18 protein-coding genes are annotated in these 20,480 nt (G+C 72.2%); 5 read left to right on the forward strand and 13 right to left on the reverse strand.

Annotated features, from left to right (window positions below):
• Window positions 1–15: 15 nt before the first annotated feature.
• The 6 genes from AS594_RS27245 to AS594_RS27270 all read right to left on the reverse strand — a co-directional run bounded on the left by AS594_RS27245 (window position 16) and on the right by AS594_RS27270 (window position 8,466).
• Entirely contained in the window at window positions 16–3,942 is a 3,927-nt protein-coding gene (locus tag AS594_RS27245; RefSeq protein ID WP_069935454.1) for a lipopolysaccharide biosynthesis protein, read from the reverse strand.
• On the reverse strand, window positions 3,935–4,708 hold the full coding sequence (locus AS594_RS27250; protein WP_069935991.1) for a polysaccharide deacetylase family protein: 774 nt from the start codon (window positions 4,706–4,708) through the stop codon (window positions 3,935–3,937). The genes AS594_RS27245 and AS594_RS27250 overlap by 8 nt, the downstream gene beginning before the upstream one ends.
• A 20-nt stretch (window positions 4,709–4,728) precedes the next feature.
• Window positions 4,729–5,763 (reverse strand): glycosyltransferase family 2 protein, encoded by a 1,035-nt coding sequence (locus tag AS594_RS27255; protein WP_069929490.1) that lies wholly within the window; start codon window positions 5,761–5,763, stop codon window positions 4,729–4,731.
• Complete coding sequence (locus AS594_RS27260) at window positions 5,760–6,599, reverse strand: glycosyltransferase family 2 protein (RefSeq protein ID WP_069935455.1); 840 nt, start codon at window positions 6,597–6,599, stop codon at window positions 5,760–5,762. The genes AS594_RS27255 and AS594_RS27260 overlap by 4 nt, the downstream gene beginning before the upstream one ends.
• Window positions 6,600–6,953: 354 nt before the next feature.
• On the reverse strand, window positions 6,954–8,057 hold the full coding sequence (locus AS594_RS27265) for a GNAT family N-acetyltransferase (protein WP_069929492.1): 1,104 nt from the start codon (window positions 8,055–8,057) through the stop codon (window positions 6,954–6,956).
• Window position 8,058: 1 nt separating this feature from the next.
• Complete coding sequence (locus AS594_RS27270) at window positions 8,059–8,466, reverse strand: hypothetical protein (RefSeq protein ID WP_069929493.1); 408 nt, start codon at window positions 8,464–8,466, stop codon at window positions 8,059–8,061.
• A 184-nt stretch (window positions 8,467–8,650) separates the two neighbouring features.
• Between AS594_RS27270 and AS594_RS27275 the strand changes: the two genes are divergently transcribed.
• Window positions 8,651–9,460, forward strand: a complete 810-nt coding sequence (locus AS594_RS27275) for an SGNH/GDSL hydrolase family protein (RefSeq protein ID WP_069929494.1) — start codon at window positions 8,651–8,653, stop codon at window positions 9,458–9,460.
• Here AS594_RS27275 and AS594_RS27280 read toward each other — a convergent pair.
• Window positions 9,449–11,248 (reverse strand): serine/threonine-protein kinase, encoded by a 1,800-nt coding sequence (locus AS594_RS27280; RefSeq protein ID WP_069935992.1) that lies wholly within the window; start codon window positions 11,246–11,248, stop codon window positions 9,449–9,451. The genes AS594_RS27275 and AS594_RS27280 overlap by 12 nt on opposite strands.
• Before the next feature lie 262 nt (window positions 11,249–11,510).
• Between AS594_RS27280 and AS594_RS27285 the strand changes: the two genes are divergently transcribed.
• On the forward strand, window positions 11,511–11,774 hold the full coding sequence (locus AS594_RS27285; RefSeq protein ID WP_069929495.1) for a hypothetical protein: 264 nt from the start codon (window positions 11,511–11,513) through the stop codon (window positions 11,772–11,774).
• A gap of 30 nt (window positions 11,775–11,804) precedes the next feature.
• Here AS594_RS27285 and AS594_RS27290 read toward each other — a convergent pair whose 3' ends face one another.
• From AS594_RS27290 to AS594_RS27300, 3 genes are all read right to left on the reverse strand, one after another.
• Window positions 11,805–13,001 (reverse strand): CaiB/BaiF CoA transferase family protein, encoded by a 1,197-nt coding sequence (locus AS594_RS27290; protein WP_069929496.1) that lies wholly within the window; start codon window positions 12,999–13,001, stop codon window positions 11,805–11,807.
• A gap of 111 nt (window positions 13,002–13,112) precedes the next feature.
• Window positions 13,113–13,895 (reverse strand): ABC transporter permease, encoded by a 783-nt coding sequence (locus AS594_RS27295; protein ID WP_069929497.1) that lies wholly within the window; start codon window positions 13,893–13,895, stop codon window positions 13,113–13,115.
• Window positions 13,892–14,869, reverse strand: a complete 978-nt coding sequence (locus AS594_RS27300; protein WP_069929498.1) for an ATP-binding cassette domain-containing protein — start codon at window positions 14,867–14,869, stop codon at window positions 13,892–13,894. Before AS594_RS27300 ends, AS594_RS27295 begins: the two co-directional genes overlap by 4 nt.
• A 64-nt stretch (window positions 14,870–14,933) precedes the next feature.
• Between AS594_RS27300 and AS594_RS27305 the strand changes: the two genes are divergently transcribed.
• Both AS594_RS27305 and AS594_RS27310 read left to right on the forward strand, forming a co-directional pair.
• On the forward strand, window positions 14,934–15,647 hold the full coding sequence (locus tag AS594_RS27305; protein ID WP_069929499.1) for a TetR/AcrR family transcriptional regulator: 714 nt from the start codon (window positions 14,934–14,936) through the stop codon (window positions 15,645–15,647).
• 153 nt (window positions 15,648–15,800) lie between these two features.
• Entirely contained in the window at window positions 15,801–16,067 is a 267-nt protein-coding gene (locus tag AS594_RS27310) for a hypothetical protein (protein ID WP_069929500.1), read from the forward strand.
• A 206-nt stretch (window positions 16,068–16,273) separates the two neighbouring features.
• Here the strand turns inward: AS594_RS27310 and AS594_RS27320 are convergent, their stop codons facing one another.
• From AS594_RS27320 to hmgA, 3 genes are read right to left on the reverse strand one after another with little or no spacing between them, the layout of a single operon-like run.
• Entirely contained in the window at window positions 16,274–17,488 is a 1,215-nt protein-coding gene (locus AS594_RS27320) for a type ISP restriction/modification enzyme (protein WP_069929502.1), read from the reverse strand.
• 34 nt (window positions 17,489–17,522) lie between these two features.
• Complete coding sequence (locus AS594_RS27325) at window positions 17,523–18,272, reverse strand: GntR family transcriptional regulator (RefSeq protein ID WP_069929503.1); 750 nt, start codon at window positions 18,270–18,272, stop codon at window positions 17,523–17,525.
• A 30-nt stretch (window positions 18,273–18,302) separates the two neighbouring features.
• Window positions 18,303–19,622 (reverse strand): homogentisate 1,2-dioxygenase, encoded by a 1,320-nt coding sequence (gene hmgA, locus AS594_RS27330; RefSeq protein WP_069935456.1) that lies wholly within the window; start codon window positions 19,620–19,622, stop codon window positions 18,303–18,305.
• Between the two features lie 141 nt (window positions 19,623–19,763).
• Between hmgA and AS594_RS27335 the strand changes: the two genes are divergently transcribed.
• Window positions 19,764–20,396, forward strand: coding sequence for a TetR/AcrR family transcriptional regulator (locus AS594_RS27335; protein WP_069932150.1), 633 nt, complete (start codon window positions 19,764–19,766; stop codon window positions 20,394–20,396).
• Window positions 20,397–20,480: the final 84 nt, after the last annotated feature.

A 20,480-nucleotide genomic window follows, 5' to 3' on the forward strand; every position in this document is an offset into this window, starting at 1 on the left:
CGCCCCCGCACCTCACTACGCCATCGTCAGGAACCGCTGTGCCAGCGACGCCAGCAGCACGGCCAGCAGCGGCAGCGAGAACCAGAACGTGCTCTGGAGCCACTGCAACTGCCGTACACCGGGTGCCACCCCCACCCGTACGACCTCCCGCGCCGCCAGCAGCACGATCAGCGCCAGCGCCGCGAGAGCGCCCACCACCGACCACGGAGTCCATGTGATCTTCGGACCCGGCGGCCCCGGCGCGGGTTTCCCGACCGGGCCGTCGGGCTGCTCGCGCAGCGCGTACATCGAGACGTCGGCGTTGGACAGGACCTTCGTCAGCTCCGGCCGCCGGTCGAGCCGCGCGGTCAGCCGCCTCTCCCAGGTGGCCGAGTAGCCCGCGTCGAGACGGAGATACGTCGACTGACTCCGGTTGACCATGAGGTACGAATTCGGCCCCGCGTCCTTCAGCGACTTGACCAGCCCCGAGACCAGCACCGGATCGGTGGGTGCGAGCGTCGGTAAGTAGGTGACCTTCTCCATGTCCCGCGCGCCCCACGGCATGGCGGGCGTCACGTCGTCGACGGTGTCGCTGCTCAACCACAGCAGCCGCACCGACGGATCGTCGTGCGCGTACACGAACTCCATCGCCGCGACCTCGCCGGACCTGGTCCGCTCGAAGGACTCGTTGCCCCAGCGGGAGACCAGGAAGCCGCCCATCAGCAGCAGGCCCGTCAGCAGCGCCGCCAGCGGCGCGAGGCTCTTGCGGTCCGCCTCCCGCTCGGCGAGCGTGACACCGGTGCGGGGGAACAGCGCGAGCCCGGCCAGCAGAGCGGCGCCGGGCAGCGCGAACATGAAGACGCGCAGCGCCATTTCGCCGCCGTACGACTGCATGCCGAAGCCGAGGAACGGTACGAACGCCAGCACGGGCAGCGAGCGCTCGCTGTATCCGGCGAAGCGCCGCCGCCACCATCCCCAGCACGCGAATGCCATCACACCGCCGGCCATCGCGACCCTCACGTACAGCACCAGCTTGTGCGTCGAACTGCCGCCCTCGATGCGGCCGGAGACGGACGAGGTCACGTTGCCGCCCACCCCGCCGACTCCGCCGAACAGCTCGTCGAAGTGCCCCGACCAGTACGGCTCGGCGAAGAATCCGATCCACACGGCGACCAGCACCGCGAACAGCATCGGCAGGCCGCGCAGCGTCGAGCGGCCCGCCACCACCAGGACCGCGAGCACCCCGAGCATCACGAACGGGGTGAGCTGGTGGGCCGGCACGGTGGCGGCGAAGAGCCCGGCCAACACCAGCAGGAGCACCGCCTTCTCGCGCCGCCCGGCGGGCCTGACCTCCGCCTCGCCGGGGCGCCGCCTGCTCCACAGCACGCGGGGCTCGCGGAACCAGACCAGCAGCACCGCGACGAAGGCGAGGTACATGGCGTACGTGAAGCCCTGCGGCGAGAAGTAGTCCTGGCCGACCCAGCCGCTCAGTACGAAGATCCACGACCCGGTCCACTTCGCCCGCCAGCCCGCCCGCATCGAGCGCGTCAGCAGGAAGAGCGGCGGGAGGTAGAGCAGTTGCATGGCCAGGGGCCACCAGCGGATCACGGACGACATGTCGGAGACGCCGCACGCCTCGGCCACGAAGGTGGCCAGCGCGAAGAAGCCCGGCCAACTCCAGCGGGCGTCGAGGTCGGGCACCGCCGTGCCGGTCCGCTCGATGTGGTCCATGAAGCCGAGGTGCTGCCAGGCTGTCGGGAAGCGAGGCTCGGCCTCCAGGACGGCGGGCAGCGCGTGCAGCGACACCACCGTGGCCAGCAGCACGGTGGTCAGCAGGACGGGCCTCGGCCGGTCCGGCCACAGCAGCGAGGCGAAGGACAGCGCGAGCAGTCCCGCGCCGGTCAGCGTGGCCGCCGGGAGTACGGAGACCAGCCCGAGGCCGCCCATACGGTCGAGGTCCGCCTCACCGATGTGCCGCACCGGCAGCCAGTACAGCGCCAGAGCGGCCAGGAGCAGCAGGCCGACGCCGACTTCGGGGACCCGCGAGCGCAGCGTGCGCAGCGGATGCGGCAGGGGAGTGCGATGGGGCGCGGGCGGCCCGTGGGGCGTACGGGACACCGGAGCCACGCGCTCCTCACCCGCGCCGCCCGCCACGCGCCCCGCTCCACCCGCGCCGCCCGCCACACCGGCCTCGCCCGCCATACCCGTCATGCCGGCCTCGCTCGCCTCCCGGGACGGTGTCGCAGCCGGTACGGACGAGACGGAGCGGGGAGCTTCGGGAGTGGCCTTCGGCAGCGGCGGCCCGAGCGCCCACGTCGGCCGGTGGCCGTTCCCCTCGCCGGCCCCGCCGCTGCCCGGCGCCGGTGTGCCGGCGGCCGGAGTCCCCGGTCCCGGCCGCACATCGGGCCTGCGCTCCTGGTGGTCGAAGTCCAGCCGCGCCCCGAGCGGCATGGTGGGCGCGTCGAGCGCCGAGCGCAGCGCCCAGCGCGGCCCGGACCCGCCGCCGGACGGCGTGTCCTCACCCGTACGCCCGCCGCTCGCGGACACGGCGTCCCCGCGATCGCCGCCGACCGCCAGGTCCGCCAGGTCGCCGTCCGGGGCCGCGGCGTCGGCGCCCCGGTCCCCGGCGGGCGGTGCGGACCGCACCACCCGGTACAGCATCACGCCCGCGACCGACGCCACGACAGCCAGGCTGGAGATCTCCGCGATCCCGGCCCCCACGAGCCCCATGCGCGGGAGCAGCAGCAGCGTCAGGCCGAGGACGAGGACGCACAGCCCGCCCTGGAGGTAGGCGAGGGGGGAGGTGCGGCTCTGGGCGCGCAGCACCGCGAAGTACACCTCGATGACGACCCGCAGCAGCGCGCCGACGGCGAACCAGCGCAGCAGCGGGGTCGCGGCGTCCGCGTACCCCTCGCCGAAGACGCCCAGGATGTACGGGGCGCCGAAGAACAGGACCGCCGCGACCGGCACCATGATGCGCGCCATGCGGCGCAGCGCGGCCCGGCAGTTGCGGGCGAGGGTGCTCGGATCGTGCGCGCCCTCCACGGTGAGCGAGGCGCCCATGTTGATGGCGAGCAGGTTGACCGTGCCGCCGATGGTCGTGGTGATGTAGAAGTACGCGTTGTCCTCGGCGCCGACCTGCGAGGCGACGATGACCGGCACGGCGTAGACGACGGCCAGTGAGAACAGCGAACCCGTGTAGTCGCCGGCCAGGAACCGGCCCATCTGCCGCAGCGTCGGCGGCTGCGCGCGCTCCTCGGTGGCCGCCACGTGCCGCGGCACCAGGCGCCGGAAGACCAGCCACCCCAGCGGGACCACCGACACGGCGATGGCCGCGACCCAGGAGACGAAGACCCCCGCGGTGGGGACGGCGGCCGCGATCACGATCAGGAGGATCAGCTTGACGGCGGAGAAGACGGTGTTGCCGACGGGCACCCACAGCGCGCTGCGCAGGCCCGTCAGTACGCCGTCCTGGAGCGTGAGCAGCGACCAGCCGACGACGGCGAGTACGAAGAAGAGGCCGTTCAGCGGGCCGTGCAGGAAGCTGTACGAAGGGCCCCACAGGCTGAGTGTGGCGAGGAAGACCAGCGCCGCCACCGCGACGACCACCGAGCTGCCCGCGTAGGTCCGCAGCACCAGCCGCCCCGTTCCGCGCCCCGCCACCGGGATGAAGCGCGCGAGCGCCCCGGTGAGCGTCAGCGCGGTCAGGCCGGCCAGCAGCTTCATCGCGGCGATGGCCGCCGAACCCTGGCCGACCGCGGACTCCGAGTAGTACCGGGCCGCGGCCAGCCAGAAGCTCAGGCCGAGCAGCGCGCTGATGCCGGTGTTGAGCATCAGCGCGTAGGCGTTGCGGAAGAGCGGGTTCCCGCCGCCGGCCCCCGGCAGACGCAAACGGCGCCCGGACGGCGGCGCCGGCGGCGCCGGGCTGTCGGCCCGGTCGGTGGTGGTGGTCGTGTCAGGCACGGCTCCTGCTTACCTTCCGGCCGGCCGCTCGGGCTCTGCGGACCATGGCGTACCCCTTGGTGAGGATACGGTCCCCGGCGAAGGTACGGGCGATGCACCGGCCCTCCACCATCCGCTCGAACTCCTCGATGCCCGTGCCGCGTTGTACGGTCACGCGCTCCAGTGCGTACGGCCCCTGGCACCGCTGGGCGAGGGTGTTGCCCACCGCGAGGGACTGCGCGAAGCCGGCCTCGCGCACCGTACGGCGCACGCGCCGGTTCGAGTAGCCGTACGGGTAGGCGAAGGAGACGGGACGGGCGCCCAGCTCCTCGCCAAGGATTTCCCGGCAGCGCAGGGTCTCGGACCACAGGGCCTCGTCCGTGAGCTGGTCCATCTGCGGGTGGCTGTGGCTGTGGCCGCCGATCTCGGTTCCGGCGGCGGCCAGTTCCCGCACCTGGTCCCAGTCGAGCATGGTGTCGAGGGCGCCCCCACCGTCGTACGGGCCGCGCAGCCAGCGCGTCGTGACGAAGAGGGTGGCCGCGAAGCCGTGCGCGGCGAGAGCGGGGAGGGCGTGCCGGTGCACGCCCTCGTAGCCGTCGTCGAAAGTGATCAGCACCGGTCGCTCCGGAAGAGTGCCGCCGCCCCGCCAGGCCGCCCCCAGCCGCGCGGTGGTCAGCGGGGTGAAGCCGCGGTCGTCGAGCAGCCGCATCTGCTCGGCGAAGGCGTCCGGGGAGACCGAGAGGCGGTACGCCGCCTTGGCGGGCCGGTGGCCCACCGCGTGGTACATCAGGATCGGGACCGGCCGGTTCACCGCGTACCGCCCCGTGCGGGAGGTCTCCCGGGAACGGTGGCGGGGCCGCTCGCGGGCGTCCGGCCCGGCACCGTGAACGTGCTGGTGCCTCCCCGGGCACGGAGGCTGCCGAGCACGTAGCCCCCGGCCGCCGCCGCCACGCCGGCCACGATCGCCCCGGCCCGCCCCGCGCCGCCCGGCCGCCCGAGCGCCGCGTCGCGCAGCCCGCGGGCGACCCCCGCCGGGAGCACCCGGGTGGTGTAGCGGCGCTCCGACTCCAGCCCCTTGCCCGCGCCCACACTCCGGGCCACCAGCGCCTTCGACAGCCCCTCGGCGTACGCCCGCGTACGGAAGTAACCGAACCGCTCCCGCACCGCCGGAACCTTGTGGTGGATCACCGAGCGGTCGTCGATCAGCAGCACCGCGTCCGGAAGCGCCTGGCTGAGCCGGATGCACAGCTCCGTCTCCTCGCAGCCCAGCGGCCGTTTGTCGCCGTCCCTGCCGATGCCGGTGGCGAAGCCGCCCACGACGTCGAACGCCGACTTGCGGAAGGAGGCGTTCCCGCCCAGCACGTTGCGCACCCGTACCCGTCCGGGCGGCAGGCCCTTGTACGTACAGCCGACGACCCAGTCGAACTCCTCGGGGAACCAGTCGGGCCGGCGGCCGGACGCCCACGCGGGGACGGTGCGGCCGCCGACGGCCATCACACGCGGGTCCGCGTAGCCCTCGGCGAAGTGGCGCAGCCAGTCGCGTTCGGCCACGGCGTCGTCGTCGAGGAAGGCGACGATCTCGCCGCGGGCGGCGGCGATCCCCGTGTTGCGGCCCGCGGAGAGGCCGCGGGGGCCCGCGTTGGCGAGCACCCGCACCTCCTCGTGGTCTTCCCCGTACTCCTGGCCGAGCCGCTTGAGCAGCGCCGGATTGTGGTCCACGACCAGCAGTGTCTCGGCGGCGGGCCGGGACTGGCGGCGCACCGAGCCGACCGCCGCGAGGATGTCCTCCCAGCGGTCCTCGGTGTACACACAGATCACCACCGAGATGTCCGGGTGGCTCAAGACACCTCTCCCCGGCTGGCGCCCGGCGCGAAGACCGGCGGGCGGCGGCGTCCGGCGCGCCGCTTGCCCTGCTCCTTCAGGATCACTCTGAGCACGCGCAGGCCGTCCCGTACGGCTCTGAGGTTGCTCATGCCGTGGATACGGACGTACTCGTGGCTGGGGATCTCCTGGACCCGCAGGCCGGCCTTGACCACCCGGATGTTCATCAGGGTCTCGACCTCGAAGCCCGTGCAGTCGAGGTCGATCTTGTCGAGGCAGTGCCGCCAGAAGGCGTTGTAGCCGTAGCACAGGTCCGTGTAGCGGGCGCCGAACTTGGCGTTGACCACGGCGCACAGCACCCGGTTGCCGAGCTTGCGGACCGGCGTCATGTCGTCCGTGCCACCGCCGTTGGCGAAGCGGGAGCCCTTGGCGAAATCGGCCCCCGAGACGAGCGCCGACACATAGCTGACTATCTCGCGGCCGTCGGCGGAACCGTCCGCGTCGATCATTACGATGATCTCGCCCGTGCAGGCGGCGAATCCGCTGATCAGTGCGTCGCCCTTGCCTTTTCCGCGCTGCTCGACGACCTTGATCCCCGGCCAGAGATCACGGGCCACCCGGACCGTGTCGTCCGTCGAATTCCCGTCCACCAGAATCACTTCGTGGATCCAGGGCGGAAGGGTCTTGAAGACGTACGGGAGATTCTCCGCCTCATTCATGGCGGGGATCACGACACTGACCGGCGGTGCTATGGCGAGATGTGAAGAGATCGGCCGGTAGGTACTGCCGGCCATTGACGGATCTTGCCCCTCGGTCGCGTCGACCGAATCGATCGCAGGGCGGAGGAATGAGCTCATGAGTCTTTTCCCTCTCCACCGGTGGACCGCCCGCCCCCGGGCTGTCCGGATGAGTTTCCGGTTCGAAAGGGGGGTTCTCACCGGGCCATGACGGATTGACACTCCGTACTGGCCGGGCGAGCAGGCACAGCCTTCCCGCGCGGCACGCGACTCGGCACAGTGAAGATCGCCGAGCACGCACCCCCCTACCGCGCCCCGCCCCGGTCTCCCATCGCGACGCTTGAGCCCTCCCCTAGAGCCGCTTTGCATGATGGACCGTTGCGGGTGGAATGACGACGGTATTGATGATTGGGACTGTATGGCAAGGCCTGGAACGCTGCCTCGCTTTTTTACGTTTTGGCCGTACAGTTGCGGTCACATACGAGACCGTCCCGATCGGAATTCACCCATCCGTTTGAGCAGCTTATCGGCGGGCTCGAACAGTTCCGGCCGTTCTACGACCGTATTGCGCAACGCCCGGAGCGGGGCACGGTGTGCCCAGTGTCCGAACGCCACCGGATGACGGCGCATCATCCAACCCTCCGAGACCATGATTTCGCGGGTCTTGAGGGAATCCTTGTACTCCTTCTGGCCGCGGCCGAGATCGATGTACGCGATACCGTCGGCAGCCGCCGCCTCCGCGATACGCAGATGCATGAGCAGGCCCGGCGAGAATTTCGCAAACTCGGGATCATAGGCCGGGAACCAGCAGGAGAAGATCCTTTCGGACCGCGGACCGAAATGCGCGGCGATCGGCCGGCCGTCCGCGTAGAGCACCGAGAGCAGACCGCCGAAGGACGGTGTCCGGGTGTGGAACAGATGGTCGACGAGCCCGACGATCCAGGGCTGGGTGAAGCGGTCGCTGCGCCCCGTCCTGCGGTACTGCGCGGACTTCCAGTGCATCAGCGTCCGCAGTGCGGCCGGGTCGCGCTCGTCGTGCACGTACTTCAGCTCGCCCACCGACCGGATCAGTTTGCGTTCCTTGGCCAGCGTCGACTTGAGGAACTTCGGCGAGTTCTCCCGCAGGTACGCGAGATACGCCTCGTACCCGTCCTGCGTGTCGATCACGGGCGACGGGAACGAACCGGTGACGCCCGCGTCGAACGCCGTCTGTCCCTGCGTCAGATGGTCGAACTCCCACACCGCGAGCCCGCACGCCCGCAGCAGTTCCCGCGCGTCCCAGGTGAAGCCGGGACCGTGTACCAGGCCCTGACTGTCCGAGACCCCGAGGCCGACGGCCCGGCCGACGCCGGTGGCGGATCTGTGGTGCGGGAAGAAGGCGACCGGCTCACCGTCCTCGCGTACGACGGCGATCCGCACCCCGCGCCGGTAGCGGCTGAGGGCCAGCGTGAACTCGGGCGAGAGGAACGGGTTCGCCAGCTCCGGTGAACCGTGGAGGTGGGCCTTGGACTGCATCGCGGTCCAGGCTTCCCGGTCGGCGGCGCCGAGGTCGCCGGGACGGTGCACGCTGATGTCCATGTCAGGAGGTCCGCCTTCCCGCCAAGGAGCCTCCGGGGCGCCGGACCCGTGTCCGGACCAGCGCCAGGAGGAAGAGCAGGGCGCTGATCGCGGCGATCGCCGCGACCCCGCCCCTGATCGACCAGACGTGCGTGGCCAGCATCACCTGGGCCACCAGCAGGTTGAGCGCGACGGCCCCCGCCGCCGAGGCGACCAGGCGGCCGAACGGTTCGAGTCCTGGCAGCGCGGCGGCCACGGCCCAGGCCGGCGCCACGATCAGGAAGAAGAGAGTGAACGGCGCGCGAAGGGGTGACGCCAGATCAGCGAGCGCCAGGACGGCGCCGACCCCCGATACGGCGAGCGCCGCGCCCGCGAGCGCGGGCAGCGAGTCCGTCACCCGTACTAATGGCTTGTTACCGATGGTCTGCATTGGCGACTTTGCCCCCCGACGCGCCGGATGCCGGGCTTCAATGTCGCGCAGCCCGCTCGGGCGCGTCAAGGATGCGGAGGGATTGTGGGGAAGATCCCCGCCAAAGTTCTTGGCATGGACACTTCCGGTGATGTATGGGGACTGCTACGACAGTTGAGGCGGAAATCCTGCTAAGGGAGGTTCCATGAAACTGTCCCGAATCGCGGCGTTCTCATCCTCACTCCTGCTCACCGTGGCCCTCGCCCTCACCGGGGCGAGCGCGGCGCAGGCGGCCCAACAAGCCGAATCCCTGGACTATGTGGCCCTCGGCGACTCCTATTCCTCGGGCGTCGGAGCCGGCAACTACGACAGCGCCAGCGGTGCCTGCAAGCGCACTCCGCGCGCCTACCCGGCGCTGTGGGCGGCCGCACATCCACCCTCGACGTTCGCGTTCACCGCTTGCTCGGGCGCTCGTACGGGTGATGTGACCGCCAGTCAGCTCGCCCCGCTCACCCCCTCGACCGACCTCGTCTCCCTCACCGTCGGCGGCAACGACGCCGGCTTCGCGGACGTCATGACGACGTGCGTCACCCAGTCCGAGTCCGCCTGCCTGGCCCGGATCGCCGAAGCGCGCGCGTACGTCGACTCCACCCTGCCCGGCAAGCTCGACTCCGTGTACGGGGCGATCAGAGCGAAGGCCACCACGGCGCACGTCGTCGTCATCGGCTACCCCCGCTTCTACAAGCTCAACGGCAGTTGCATCGCCGGGCTCACCGAGCGGGAACGCGCCGCGATCAACGGCGCCTCCGACTACCTGAACGCCGCCACCGCCAAGCGGGCGGCGGACCACGGCTACACCTTCGCCGATGTCGCCCCGGCCTTCGCGGGCCACGAGATCTGCTCGTCGGCGCCGTGGCTGCACAGCGTGAAGTGGACCAACATCGGCGAGTCCTATCACCCGACCGCGGCAGGCCAGTCGGGCGGCTACCTGCCCGTCTTCACCTCAGCCGCCTGAGCCGCGACCGTCCGCCGGCCCACCGGCCGGGTGGGAGGCCCCGTCCGTCGGGGTCTCCTGCTCGCAGGTCACAGAGAACGGTACGGAGCCGGACGTCGCCCGCACCGGGCTCCTGACCTCCACACGGATCTCGTCCCGGCGCGTCCCGCCTTCCTCGTACGCCGTCTCCGTGTGGTTCACCCGCTTCGACTTCCCCTCGCCCGCGCCGAAACTCAGCGTCTTCCAGCCGGATGCGGAGGACTCGCCGCTGCTGGTCACCCACCGGTAGCCCACCTCCACGGGGACGCGCCCGACCGTGAACGTCGCGGTGAAGGACGGTGCCTCGGCCTCGGGCGGCGGGCACGCGCCGGAGTAACCGCCGGTCAGCGCGGTGACCGTGACTTCGACGGAGTGGTGCGGCGGAGTCGCCGTGCCCCCGCCACCCCCGTTGCCGTTCCCGCCGTTCGCGCTGCTGCCACCGGGCCCGCCGCTCCCGCCGCCGCTTCCCGTGTCGCCGCCGGTGGGGCCGCCCGTACCGCCGCCGCCCGTACCGCCGTTGTCCGTGCCGCCGCTGTCATCGCCACCGCCACCTCCGGACCCCGTAGCGCCATTGCCGCTGTCGCCGCCGCCACCGCCGTCGGCCGTGCCGCCCGTCGTGACTCCGCCCGTGGTCGTGCCCGGGTCGTCGTCGGCGTTCAGCAGGGCCCAGGTGATCCCGCCGGCCGCGAGCAGCAGCGCGGCCACCCCCGCCACCAGCACCGCGAGCCCCCGCCGGGACGCGCCCGGGGGAGTGGCCGAATCCGTGGCCGTGGTCGTGGCCGCAGGGAGGGGCGACGGTACCGGAAGAGGTACGGGGCCGCCGTGCGGTGACGATCCGCCGACCGCCGTGGAGCCTGTGACCGGCGGGCCGTACGGCCCTGCCGGCCCCGTCGCGGTGTGCGGCGCACCTCCCGCCCCCACGGTCCGCAGCAGACGCTCCGCCTCCGCCGCGGACATCCGCTCGGCCGGCTCCTTGCGCAGCAGCCCCTCGACGACCGGCGCCAGTGCTCCCGCCCGTACGGGGCGCGGCAGTTCCTCGTCAACCACGGCGCGCAGGGTCGAGAGGGGGGTGTCCTGGCGGAACGGCGAGTGGCCCTCGACGGCGGCGTACAGCAGCACTCCGAGCGACCACAGGTCCGACTCCGGCCCCGGTGTACGCCCCATCGCCCGCTCCGGGGCGAGGAATTCCGGCGATCCGATCAGCTCGCCGGTCATCGTGAGCGCCGAGGTGCCCTCGACCGTCGCGATGCCGAAGTCCGTCAGAACGACGCGGCCGTCATTGGCGATCAGCACATTGGCGGGTTTCACGTCCCGGTGCAGTACGCCCGCCCCGTGCGCGGCGCGCAGGGCCGCCAGTACCTCCGCGCCGATCCGCGCGGCCCGCTGCGGGGTCATCGGCCCCTCGCTGTCCAGTACGTCGGAGAGCGACAGCCCGCGCACCAGCTCCATCACGATCCACGGACGGCCGTCCTCGGTCGCCACGTCGTACACGGTGATCACATTGGGGTGTGAGATCCGGGCCGCCGCCCACGCCTCGCGCTCCAGCCGCGCGTACAGCCGCCGGCCGTCGGTGGCGCCGAGCCCGGAGGGGGCTCTGACCTCCTTGACGGCGACCTCCCGTCCGAGCACCTCGTCGCGGGCGCGCCACACGACCCCCATACCGCCCTCGCCCAGCGGCGCCAGCAGGCGGTACCGGCCCGCGATCACCCTCTGTGCACTGCTGCCCGGATGTGTACTCACTGGCGACCCCTGTCCGCGGCGGTGCGGCATCGCGGTGGAAACCACTCAAAGTTAGCTCAACTCAGGTAAGTTGACGCCCCTTTGGGTACGCATCCCCTCGCGCGGAAGGGCTCGGGTGCGCAAACTGTCCAACTCGCCCTGGAATCGGCTGTATTCGGAGAGTAATCGTCAAGTGATCGTCAACACCCGTACAGGGGTGGTGAATCACACCGGGCGGGATACACGAGTGTCTGGACGGGGCGATAGGGTTAACCTGCCCGGGCCGGGTGCCCTCGTACGGGTGGGGAGTGACATGGAACAGATAACGGTGCGCAGCAGGCCTCGAGTGCCTGCGATCACATGCGGGAGCGGCGCGACCAGCTCGCGCCTCGACCGCCATCTCGCGGTGCTCGGCGGACCAGCGGTTCCGCTCGGTGAGACGGCCGAGGCGACGCTGCTGATGCGCGAGCTCACGTCACGTGATCTCGCGCACTCGCGGACGAGCAGGAGCGCGCGCGTCTCGCTCTTCGCTCCGCTGCGACGGCTGCGTCGATCGCTCTTCGGCAGCCGCCGCTGACGCGGAGCGGAATCCGAGTCGCGAACGCGCTCAGGCGATCACACCGTCCCGGCGCAGCGCTGCTATCTGCGTGTCCGTCATCCCCAGGCCGTGCAGAAGCGCGTCGGTGTGTTCGCCGAGTGCGGGAACCGGACCCATCAGCGGCTCCGGCCCGCCCGGCATCGTGATCGGCGGCAGCATCGCCCGCAGCGGCCCCACCGGTGAGCCGATGTCCCGCCACCGGTTCCGCGCCGCCAGCTGGGGATGCGCCGCCACGTCGGCCACCGTGTTCAGCCGCGCGCAGGCGATCCCGGCCGCCTCCAGCGCCGCGATCGCCTCCGCCGCGCTCATCGCTCCCAGCGCCTCCCCGACCACCGCGTCCGTCTTGGCCCGGTTGCCGGTCCGGGCGGTGTTCGTGGCGAAGGCGGGATCTTCCGCCAGTTCCGGCCGCCGGAGCACGCGTTCGGCCAGGCGGCGCCACTCCCGGTCGTTCTGCACCGACAGCAGCACCTGTCCGCCGTCCGCCGTCGGGTAGGCGTCGTACGGCGCGATGACGGCGTGCGCGACCCCGGTACGAGCCGGGGCCTCGCCCCCGTGCATCCCGTGGTGCAGCGGATGCCCCATCCACTCGCCGAGCGCCTCCAGCATCGAGATCTCGACCGGTCCGCCGAGGCCCGTATTCGCGCGCCGCAGCAGTGCGGCCAGTACCCCGGAGAACGCGTACATCGCCGCGGCGATGTCGGCCGCCGGGATGCCCGCCTTCGCCGGCTGCTCGGGGGTGCCGGTCACCGACACGAGCCCCGCCTCGCACTGGACGAGCATGTCGTACGCCCGCTTGTCGGCGTACGGCCCCCGTGCCCCGTAACCGGAGATGTCGACCGCGATGAGCCGGGGGTGCGCCGCGCACAGGGTCGCCGCGTCCAGCCCGAGCCGCGCCGCCGCGCCGTTGGCGAGGTTCTGCACGAACACGTCGGCTCCGGCGACGAGCCGGCGTACCGCTTCCAGACCGCGCGGGTCCTTCAGATCCACGGCGAGGGACTCCTTGCCGCGGTTGCACCACACGAAGTGCGAGGCGAGGCCGCGCGCGGCGGTGTCGTAGCCCCGGGCGAAGTCGCCGCCGTCCGGTCGCTCGATCTTGATCACGCGGGCGCCGAGGTCCGCGAGCTGGCGGGTGGCGAAGGGCGCCGAGACAGCTTGTTCGACGGCGACGACGGTGATCCCGTCCAGGGGCAGCGGCTGAGTGCTCATGAGACAACTGACTATCGTGTACGTCACACCTTTGTCACCCGGACAGGGTGGCGGAGAACCCCGGGGAACCGGTGTGCGAACCGGCCGGCCCGTACAACACCGGGCTCTCGCTCAGCGTCCGCTGTTCGCGTACGCGCGGACGGTGAGCGGGACGAAGACCGCCAGCAGGACCAGCGACCAGGCGAGCGTCCCGGCCACCGGGTGGGCGACGGGCCAGGCGGCGCCGGCGGCCGGCTCGGCGTTCCCGCAGAGGTCGCGCACGGCGGCGGCCACGGCGCTGATCGGGTTCCACTCGGCGACCGCGCGCAGCCCGCCCGGCAGGTTGTCGGTGGGGATGTACGCGCCGGACATCAGCGGCAGGACGAAGGTGGCGCTGCCGAGTTGGCCGGCCGCCTCCTCGTTGTGGATGAGCAGGCCCAGGCAGCAGCCGACCCAGGCGGCGGCGAAGCGGAACAGGGCGAGGAGCCCGAAGGCGCCGAGTGCCGCGAGCGCCCCGCCCTCCACGCGCCAGCCGACCGCGAGCCCCACCAGGGCGAGTGGCACCGTGCCGGCGGCCGTGACCAGCAGGTCGGCGGCGGTCTGGCCGAGCGGCACCGCCGTCCGGCTCATCGGCATCGTGCGGAACCGGTCCATCACGCCGCGGTGGGAGTCCTGGGCGGCCTGGAACATGCCGGTCATGACGCCGTTGGCGGCGGTCGCGGCCAGCAGGCCCGGCACCAGGAAGGCGCGGTACTCCTGGCCCGGCACGGCGAGCGCGCTGCCGAAGACGTAGCCGAAGAACAGCAGCATGGTGATCGGCATGGTCTGCGTCAGGATCAGCACGCCCGGTGCGTGCCTGATGCGCCGGAGGTGACGGCCGAGCACGGCCGTGCCGTCGTACGCGATCGTGCTCATGCGGCGCGCTCCTTGAAGGGGCTGGTGGCGGGGGCGGGACGGCGGTCGGTCAGGCGCAGGAAGACCTCGTCGAGGGTCGGGGGCCGCAGGCTCGCGTCGACGACCGGCACGCCCGCCGCGTCGAGTTCGAGGACGATGCGGGGGAGGGTGAGCGCGGGGTCGGCCGCGACGGCCCCGACCGCCCGGCGCTCGTGGTCGAGAGCCGGTTCGGTGCCGGTGAGCTGGTCGAGTACGGCGGCCGCGGGAAGCATCGCGGACGCGTCGGTGACGACCACTTCGGCGTACGAGCCGATACGGGCCTTGAGTGAGGCGGGGGTGCCCGTGACGACGGCCCGGCCCCGGTCGATGAGCACGATGCCGTCGGCCAGCTGATCCGCCTCCTCCAGGTACTGGGTGGTGAGCAGCACGGTGGTGCCCCGGCCGGCCAGGTCGCGTACCGCGTCCCGGATCTGGTTCCTGCTGTACGGGTCGAGCCCGGTGGTCGGCTCGTCGAGGAACAGCACCGCGGGCCGGACGAGCAGGCCGGCCGCGAGATCGAGCCGGCGGCGCATGCCGCCCGAGTAGGTGCGGGCGGGGCGGTCGGCGGCCTCGGTGAGCTCGAAGCGTTCGAGGAGCTCGTCGGCGCGGGCGGGGCCCGCCGCGCCCCTGATGCGCAGCAGCCGGGCGAAGAGGCGCAGGTTCTGGCGGCCGGAGAGTTCGCCGTCCACGGAGGTGGCCTGGCCGGTGACACCGATCGACCGGCGCACCGCGCCGGGGTCCGTGCGGACGTCGTGGCCCGCCACGGTGGCCGTGCCCGAGTCGGGGGCCGTGAGGGTGGTGAGGACGCGGACGGCGGTGGTCTTGCCGGCGCCGTTCGGGCCGAGGATGCCGCAGACGGTGCCCTGCTCGACGGCCAGGTCCAGGCCCCGCAGGGCGTGGACATCACCGAACCGCTTCTCCAGACCCTCACTAAGTACAGCGTACGTAGTTGTCATGCGGCCCACCGTACCGCACTACGTACGCTGTACGTAACTAGGATGGTGGGCGAGGTGATGATCCATGGCAGTCGGCGGGCGTTCCGCGACACCCGAGGTGATCTGGGCCCGCCCCGAACGGGCCGGCCGCGGACCCAGGCCGGCGTACAGCCGCGCCGACATCGCGGCGGCGGCGGTGCGGATCGCGGACGCGGACGGACTCGACGCGGTCTCGATGCGCAGAGTGGCCGCGGAGATCGGCTGCGGCACGATGTCGCTCTACAACTACGTGCCGCGCAAGGAGGACCTGTACGAGCTGATGGTCGACGCCGTCAGCGCGGAGTACGACCTGTCCGGGGAGCCGTCGGGCGACTGGCGGGCGGAGATGATCGCGCTCGGACGCCGGGCGCGGGCCCTGATGCACCGTCACCCGTGGCTGCCGGGGCTCATGTCACCGGTCTACGGCTTCAGCCCCAACGTGCTCCGGTATCTGGAGTACTGCCTCGACTGTCTGGAGGGGCTGGACGCGCCGCCCGGGACGAAGCTGGAACTGGTGGCGATGGTCAACGGCATGGTGACGACGTACGTCACCCACGAGCTCGCGACGGCCGAGCGGGCGCGGTCGCTGCCGTGGTCGCAGGAGCAGGAGGACGCGACGCGGATCGCCTACCTCGGGCGCGAGCTCGCCACGGGCAAGTACCCGAGGATGGCCAGGGCGTTCGCCGAGGGCGCCGGACCGGTCGATCCGGACGGCGCGTTCGAGCGGATGCTGGAACGCGTGGTGAACAGCTTCACGTAGCGGCGGGAGGCTCCCGTCCGGGTCGCCGCTGCCCCCGAGCCCCCGCCCGAGTGGCGGGGGCTTGGTCGTGTCACGGCCCCAACCGCACCTTGGCCGTGCCCCGTTGGTACGATCGGCACGGAATTTGAACACGTTCAAATGGGGGAGCGAGCCATGCCCGAACCGACCGTGCACGACCGGACCGACACGCCCGCCGTCGCGCTGGGGCCCACCGCGCTGGTCCTCGGGGCCGTCACCGCGATCTGGCCTTGGGTGCCCCTGTTCCCCGTGGCGCTCCTCGCCGGACCCCTCTCTGTCACCTTCGGAGTGGCGGGCATGTACTACGCGGGTCAGGGCATCGGGCGCATGTGGACCGCCGTCACCGGAACCGTTCTCGGCGCCGCCGGGTTCGTCGGAGTGTTCCTCCTCTTCGTGCCCTAGGTAAGTGATGCCGGGGGATGCGTGTTGGTCACCGCGTAGTCGAACAGCAGGTATTCGCCGACCCGGATCTCCGAGGCGTGGAAGTGCGGGCCATGGACGGCGACGGACTGTCCGGCGAGTGGCCGAGCAGCGTAAGGGCCCCCGGCGTGGCCGGACTTGATCAGGGTCCGCAGGCCGTGCCGTACCAACCGGATCGTCGTCGGTGCCTAGAGCAGCGCGAACTGGCCCTCCGGGCCCTCCTCCTGGTGGTCCAGGACCGATGCCGGGCGTCGCGCCGCCTCCGGGACCGGCAGTACTCCCGCCCGGGTCAGCTCGCCACGGGTGATCCGCTCCCCGGACCGCAGCTCCTCCCGGCCCGCGTCCAGCTCGGCGAGCAGCGCCAGGACCGTGATCAGCTCCAGCAGGTCGGACGTCCACTCCCTGGGCCACGCCGTGGGGCGGATCGCCTCCAGCGTCCCCGGCCCGCCCACCGCCGTACGCCGCTCGAACCACATGTCCAGCACCCGCACCCCGCCCGCGTGAAACTCCCAGGCCGCCGCCGGTACGGGCGACACGCGCCCCTCCCCGAGGTGCAGCACCTGTGCCTCCGCGTCGTACCGCAGGGCGGCGGGCCACGCGGTGACCGCCGACCGGACGTACGGGCGACGCCCGCCCGGCAGCCGGGGGCGGGCACCGCCCCGCGCGCCGCGCACCTGAACGGCCGTCATGCGCCGCCCCAGGTCGACCCCCGCCGCCCAGACCTCCGCCGCGGCCGGCAGCGGAACCACCGCGCCCGCCGGTGACCCCTCCGCCACCGCGACCGCCCACGCCAGCACGTCCCCGGCGGTGACCTCGTGCCCGTAACGTCCGCTCAGCAGCCGCAGGAGGCCCGGCGCCAGGTTCGGTTCACGGCCACCGGGGCGGCGGTACAGCGGGCGGACGCGGCCGGGGCGGCCCGCCGGGGAGCGGCCGTCCGGCAGCAGGGCGCCGACCAGCAGCGCGGGCCCGGCCGCCGCCCCGGGCACGTACCCCTGCTCCACGGCGAAGAGCTGGTGCGAGTCGTCGGCCACCCGCCACAGCTCCGGCCGGGCGGCGTCGATCAGCCGGTGGTCCGGGATCAGCCACTGCTCGTCGAAGGGGCCGTGCAGGACACGCACCGGCTCCGGGCAGGGCCCGCTCTCCCGCGCGAGCCGTCCCGTACCGGCCCGCTGCCCCGGCAGCGCCGCCACCGAACTGTGCGTCGTACGGGACCGGGTGGCCCCGAACAGCTCCTCGCGTCCGGCGCCGTCGGCCCGTACCAGCGCGTCCCAGCGGGCCCGCAGCGTACGGCTGTCCGGTGCCAGCACCCAGCCGCGGCCCAGCCGCAGGGGAGCCACCGACCAGGGCATCAGTTCACCGAGCAACGGGGCGGTGTCCGGGGCCCCGGACCGCTTCGCAGTCATGCGGGCATGGTAGCCACGGCGGGCGGCGGGCAGGTCAGTGCGCGTCCACCGTCACCGAGAAGGAGAAGCGGTCGCCCCGGTAGCGGATGCGGGCCACGTCCACCACGCGGCCCTCCCGGTCGTACGTCACGCCCGTGTAGTGCAGGATCGGGCTGAGCAGCGGGACCTTGAGGAGATCCGCCGTCTCGGGGTCGGCGAGGCGGGCCTCGACGGTGTCGGTGATCTTGCCGATGCGTACGCCCACCACATCGCGCAGCACCTTCGTCATCGGCCAGCGTTCGAGGTCCGCCACGTCGAGACCGGCGGCGATCTCCGGCCGCACCGCGTTCTCCGCCCAGTTCGTCGGCTCGCCGCTCTCGCCGTCGCGGCGCAGCCGCCGGTAGGTGATCACCTCGTCGGTGTCCGGGAAGTGCTCGACGAGGTCCCCGGGCACGGGCGTGGGCCCGTGCCCCAGGACCGTCGTCAGCTCCCCGGACTGCTGGGCGACGATCGCGTCGATCGAGCCGAGCAGCCGGCGCGGGGCGCCGCGCCGGGCACCCGGCTCGATGAACGTGCCGCGCCGCCGGTGCCTGCTGATCAGACCCTCGGCCTCCAGCTCCTTGAGCGCCTGCCGCATCGTGAGCACACTCACGCCGTAGTGGGCGGCGAGCTGCTCCTCGGTGGGCAGCCGCAGCTCCGCGTCGGGCGTGCGGCCCAGTATGGAAGCGCGCAGGGACTGCGAGACCTGGTACCAGAGCGGCAGCTTCCGGTTTAGGACCAGGGAGTCGGGGGCGAATGCGGTCACGGTTTCATTTCTCCGTAGGTACGGTTCGTACTACGACCCGAAGTGGCGTTGCAGACCTTGCCACACGTCGTCGTACGCCGCCTGAAGGTGGTCGGAGGTCGCCGCCTGCTCGGTCGCCGTGACCGGCCAGCGCGTCTCGAACATGAAGGCCAGGCCGTCGTCGATCTTCTGCGGCTTCAGCTCGGCGGCGCTCGCGCGGTCGAATGTCTCACGGTCGGGCCCGTGCGCCGACATCATGTTGTGCAGCGAGCCGCCGCCCGGCACGAATCCCTCGGCCTTCGCGTCGTACGCGCCCTCGATCAGGCCCATGTACTCGCTCATCACGTTGCGGTGGAAGTACGGCGGCCGGAAGGTGTCCTCGCCGACCAGCCAGCGCGGCGCGAAGACGACGAAGTCGACGCCCGCCAGGCCGGGGGTGTCGGACGGCGAGGTGAGGACCGTGAAGATCGACGGGTCCGGGTGGTCGTAGCTGATGCTGCCGATGACATTGAAGCGCCGCAGGTCGTAGACGTACGGAACGTGGTTGCCGTGCCAGGCGACGACGTCGAGCGGCGAGTGGTCGTACGTCGCGGCCCAGAGGTTGCCGCAGAACTTGTTCACCACCTCCACCGGACCCTCGACGTCCTCGTACGCCGCGACCGGGGCGAGGAAGTCGCGGGCGTTGGCGAGGCCGTTCGCGCCGATCGGGCCGAGGTCGGGGAGCTGGAAGGGCTGGCCGTAGTTCTCGCAGACGTAACCGCGAGCCGTCTCGTCCAGGAGTTCGACGCGGAAGCGCACGCCGCGCGGGATCAGCGCGATGTGACCGGGCTCGCAGCGCAGCAGGCCGAACTCGGTGCGCAGGAGCAGACCGCCGCGCTCGGGAACGATCAGCAGTTCGCCGTCGGCGTCGCTGAACACCCGGTCCGTCATGGAGGCGTTGGCGTGGTAGAGGTGAATCGCCATGCCGGTGCGCTGCGTCACGTCGCCGTTGCCGCCGACCGTCCACAGCCCGGCCAGGAAGTCCGTACCGGGCGCCGGCTCGGGCAGCGGGTTCCAGCGCAGCCGGTTCGGGTCGGGGACGGTCTCGGTGAAGGGCGCGCTGCGCACGTCGCCGTTGTCGGTGCGTGCGAACGGGGGGTGCGCGGCCGACGGCCTGATCCGGTAGAGCCACGAGCGCCGGTTGTGGGCGCGCGGCTCGGTGAAGGCCGAGCCGCTCAGCTGCTCGGCGTACAGGCCGACCGGGGCGCGCTGGGGTGAATTGCGGCCGTGCGGCAGGGCGCCGGGTACGGCCTCCGAGCTGTGTTCGTTGCCGAAGCCCGAGGAGTGGGCCAGCCCCTCGGCCGCTTTCCTCGCCTGCTCGATGCCGCTCATCGTCCGCTCCCGGGGTGCCGAAGGAATCCTATGGGTGACAGTAGGATTCCGGGGCCCGCTCGTCAACGGGGACCCTCCGCCGCCCGGCCGGCAATCGTTCCCCGTTCAACGGGTGCCGCGCCCGCCGGGACTGTCGGCATCATGGGGACCGTGCCCCGAACGAACTCGCTTCGCCGAGCCCCCGTGCAGCAGCGCAGCGCCGACCGGCTCGCCCGGATACTGGACGCCTGCGCCCAACTCCTCGACGAGAGCGGCTACGAGCAGCTCAGTACGCGCGCGGTCGCCGCCCGCGCGGGCGTGCCCATCGGGTCCGTGTACCGCTTCTTCGGCAACAAGCGCGCCATGGCCGACGCCCTCGCGCAGCGCAATCTCGACCACTACGCCGAGCGGATCGGCGGCCGCATCTCCGCGATGCCGGGAGAGGACTGGCGCGGCGCCATCGACGCCGTACTCGACGAGTACGTCACGATGAAGCGCACCGTCCCCGGCTTCCGCCTCGTCGACTTCGGCGTCCAGATCCCGGTGGGCGACCGGGCGGCCGACTCCGGCGGCGCCGACATCGACTACCGCGTCACCGACCGCCTGACCGACCTGCTGGCCGCTCACCTCGGCCGCACCCCGGACCCGGCCCTGCGCCGGACGGTCCTGGTCGCCGTCGAGGCCGCCGACGCCCTGCTCCAGCTGGCCTTCCGCGTCGGCCCGTCGGGGGACCCGGACCTGATCGCGGAGACCCGCGCCGTCCTGCACGCCTACCTGGCCCGGATCTTCGACTGATTCGGGCCGCCGGGCCCTCCCCACCATGCCTACCGGTCGGTATGCTCGGCAGTGCCCGCGCACCACCGCCGCCGCCCCTGGAGG

The organism is Streptomyces agglomeratus, assembly GCF_001746415.1.
GTDB classification, from domain to species: Bacteria; Actinomycetota; Actinomycetes; order Streptomycetales; family Streptomycetaceae; genus Streptomyces; species Streptomyces agglomeratus.

What these genes read in the sequence shown, in the direction of transcription:
- AS594_RS27250 (WP_069935991.1), bottom strand. Translation starts at nt 4,708, where the DNA reads ATGTACCACGCGGTGGGCCACCGGCCCGCCAAGGCGGCGTACCGCCTC.
- AS594_RS27260 (WP_069935455.1), bottom strand. Translation starts at nt 6,599, where the DNA reads ATGAGCTCATTCCTCCGCCCTGCGATCGATTCGGTCGACGCGACCGAG.
- AS594_RS27265 (WP_069929492.1), bottom strand. Translation starts at nt 8,057, where the DNA reads ATGGACATCAGCGTGCACCGTCCCGGCGACCTCGGCGCCGCCGACCGG.
- AS594_RS27270 (WP_069929493.1), bottom strand. Translation starts at nt 8,466, where the DNA reads ATGCAGACCATCGGTAACAAGCCATTAGTACGGGTGACGGACTCGCTG.
- AS594_RS27275 (WP_069929494.1), top strand. Translation starts at nt 8,651, where the DNA reads ATGAAACTGTCCCGAATCGCGGCGTTCTCATCCTCACTCCTGCTCACC.
- AS594_RS27280 (WP_069935992.1), bottom strand. Translation starts at nt 11,248, where the DNA reads ATGCCGCACCGCCGCGGACAGGGGTCGCCAGTGAGTACACATCCGGGC.
- AS594_RS27285 (WP_069929495.1), top strand. Translation starts at nt 11,511, where the DNA reads ATGGAACAGATAACGGTGCGCAGCAGGCCTCGAGTGCCTGCGATCACA.
- AS594_RS27290 (WP_069929496.1), bottom strand. Translation starts at nt 13,001, where the DNA reads ATGAGCACTCAGCCGCTGCCCCTGGACGGGATCACCGTCGTCGCCGTC.
- AS594_RS27295 (WP_069929497.1), bottom strand. Translation starts at nt 13,895, where the DNA reads ATGAGCACGATCGCGTACGACGGCACGGCCGTGCTCGGCCGTCACCTC.
- AS594_RS27300 (WP_069929498.1), bottom strand. Translation starts at nt 14,869, where the DNA reads ATGACAACTACGTACGCTGTACTTAGTGAGGGTCTGGAGAAGCGGTTC.
- AS594_RS27305 (WP_069929499.1), top strand. Translation starts at nt 14,934, where the DNA reads ATGGCAGTCGGCGGGCGTTCCGCGACACCCGAGGTGATCTGGGCCCGC.
- AS594_RS27310 (WP_069929500.1), top strand. Translation starts at nt 15,801, where the DNA reads ATGCCCGAACCGACCGTGCACGACCGGACCGACACGCCCGCCGTCGCG.
- AS594_RS27320 (WP_069929502.1), bottom strand. Translation starts at nt 17,488, where the DNA reads ATGACTGCGAAGCGGTCCGGGGCCCCGGACACCGCCCCGTTGCTCGGT.
- hmgA (WP_069935456.1), bottom strand. Translation starts at nt 19,622, where the DNA reads ATGAGCGGCATCGAGCAGGCGAGGAAAGCGGCCGAGGGGCTGGCCCAC.
- AS594_RS27335 (WP_069932150.1), top strand. Translation starts at nt 19,764, where the DNA reads ATGGGGACCGTGCCCCGAACGAACTCGCTTCGCCGAGCCCCCGTGCAG.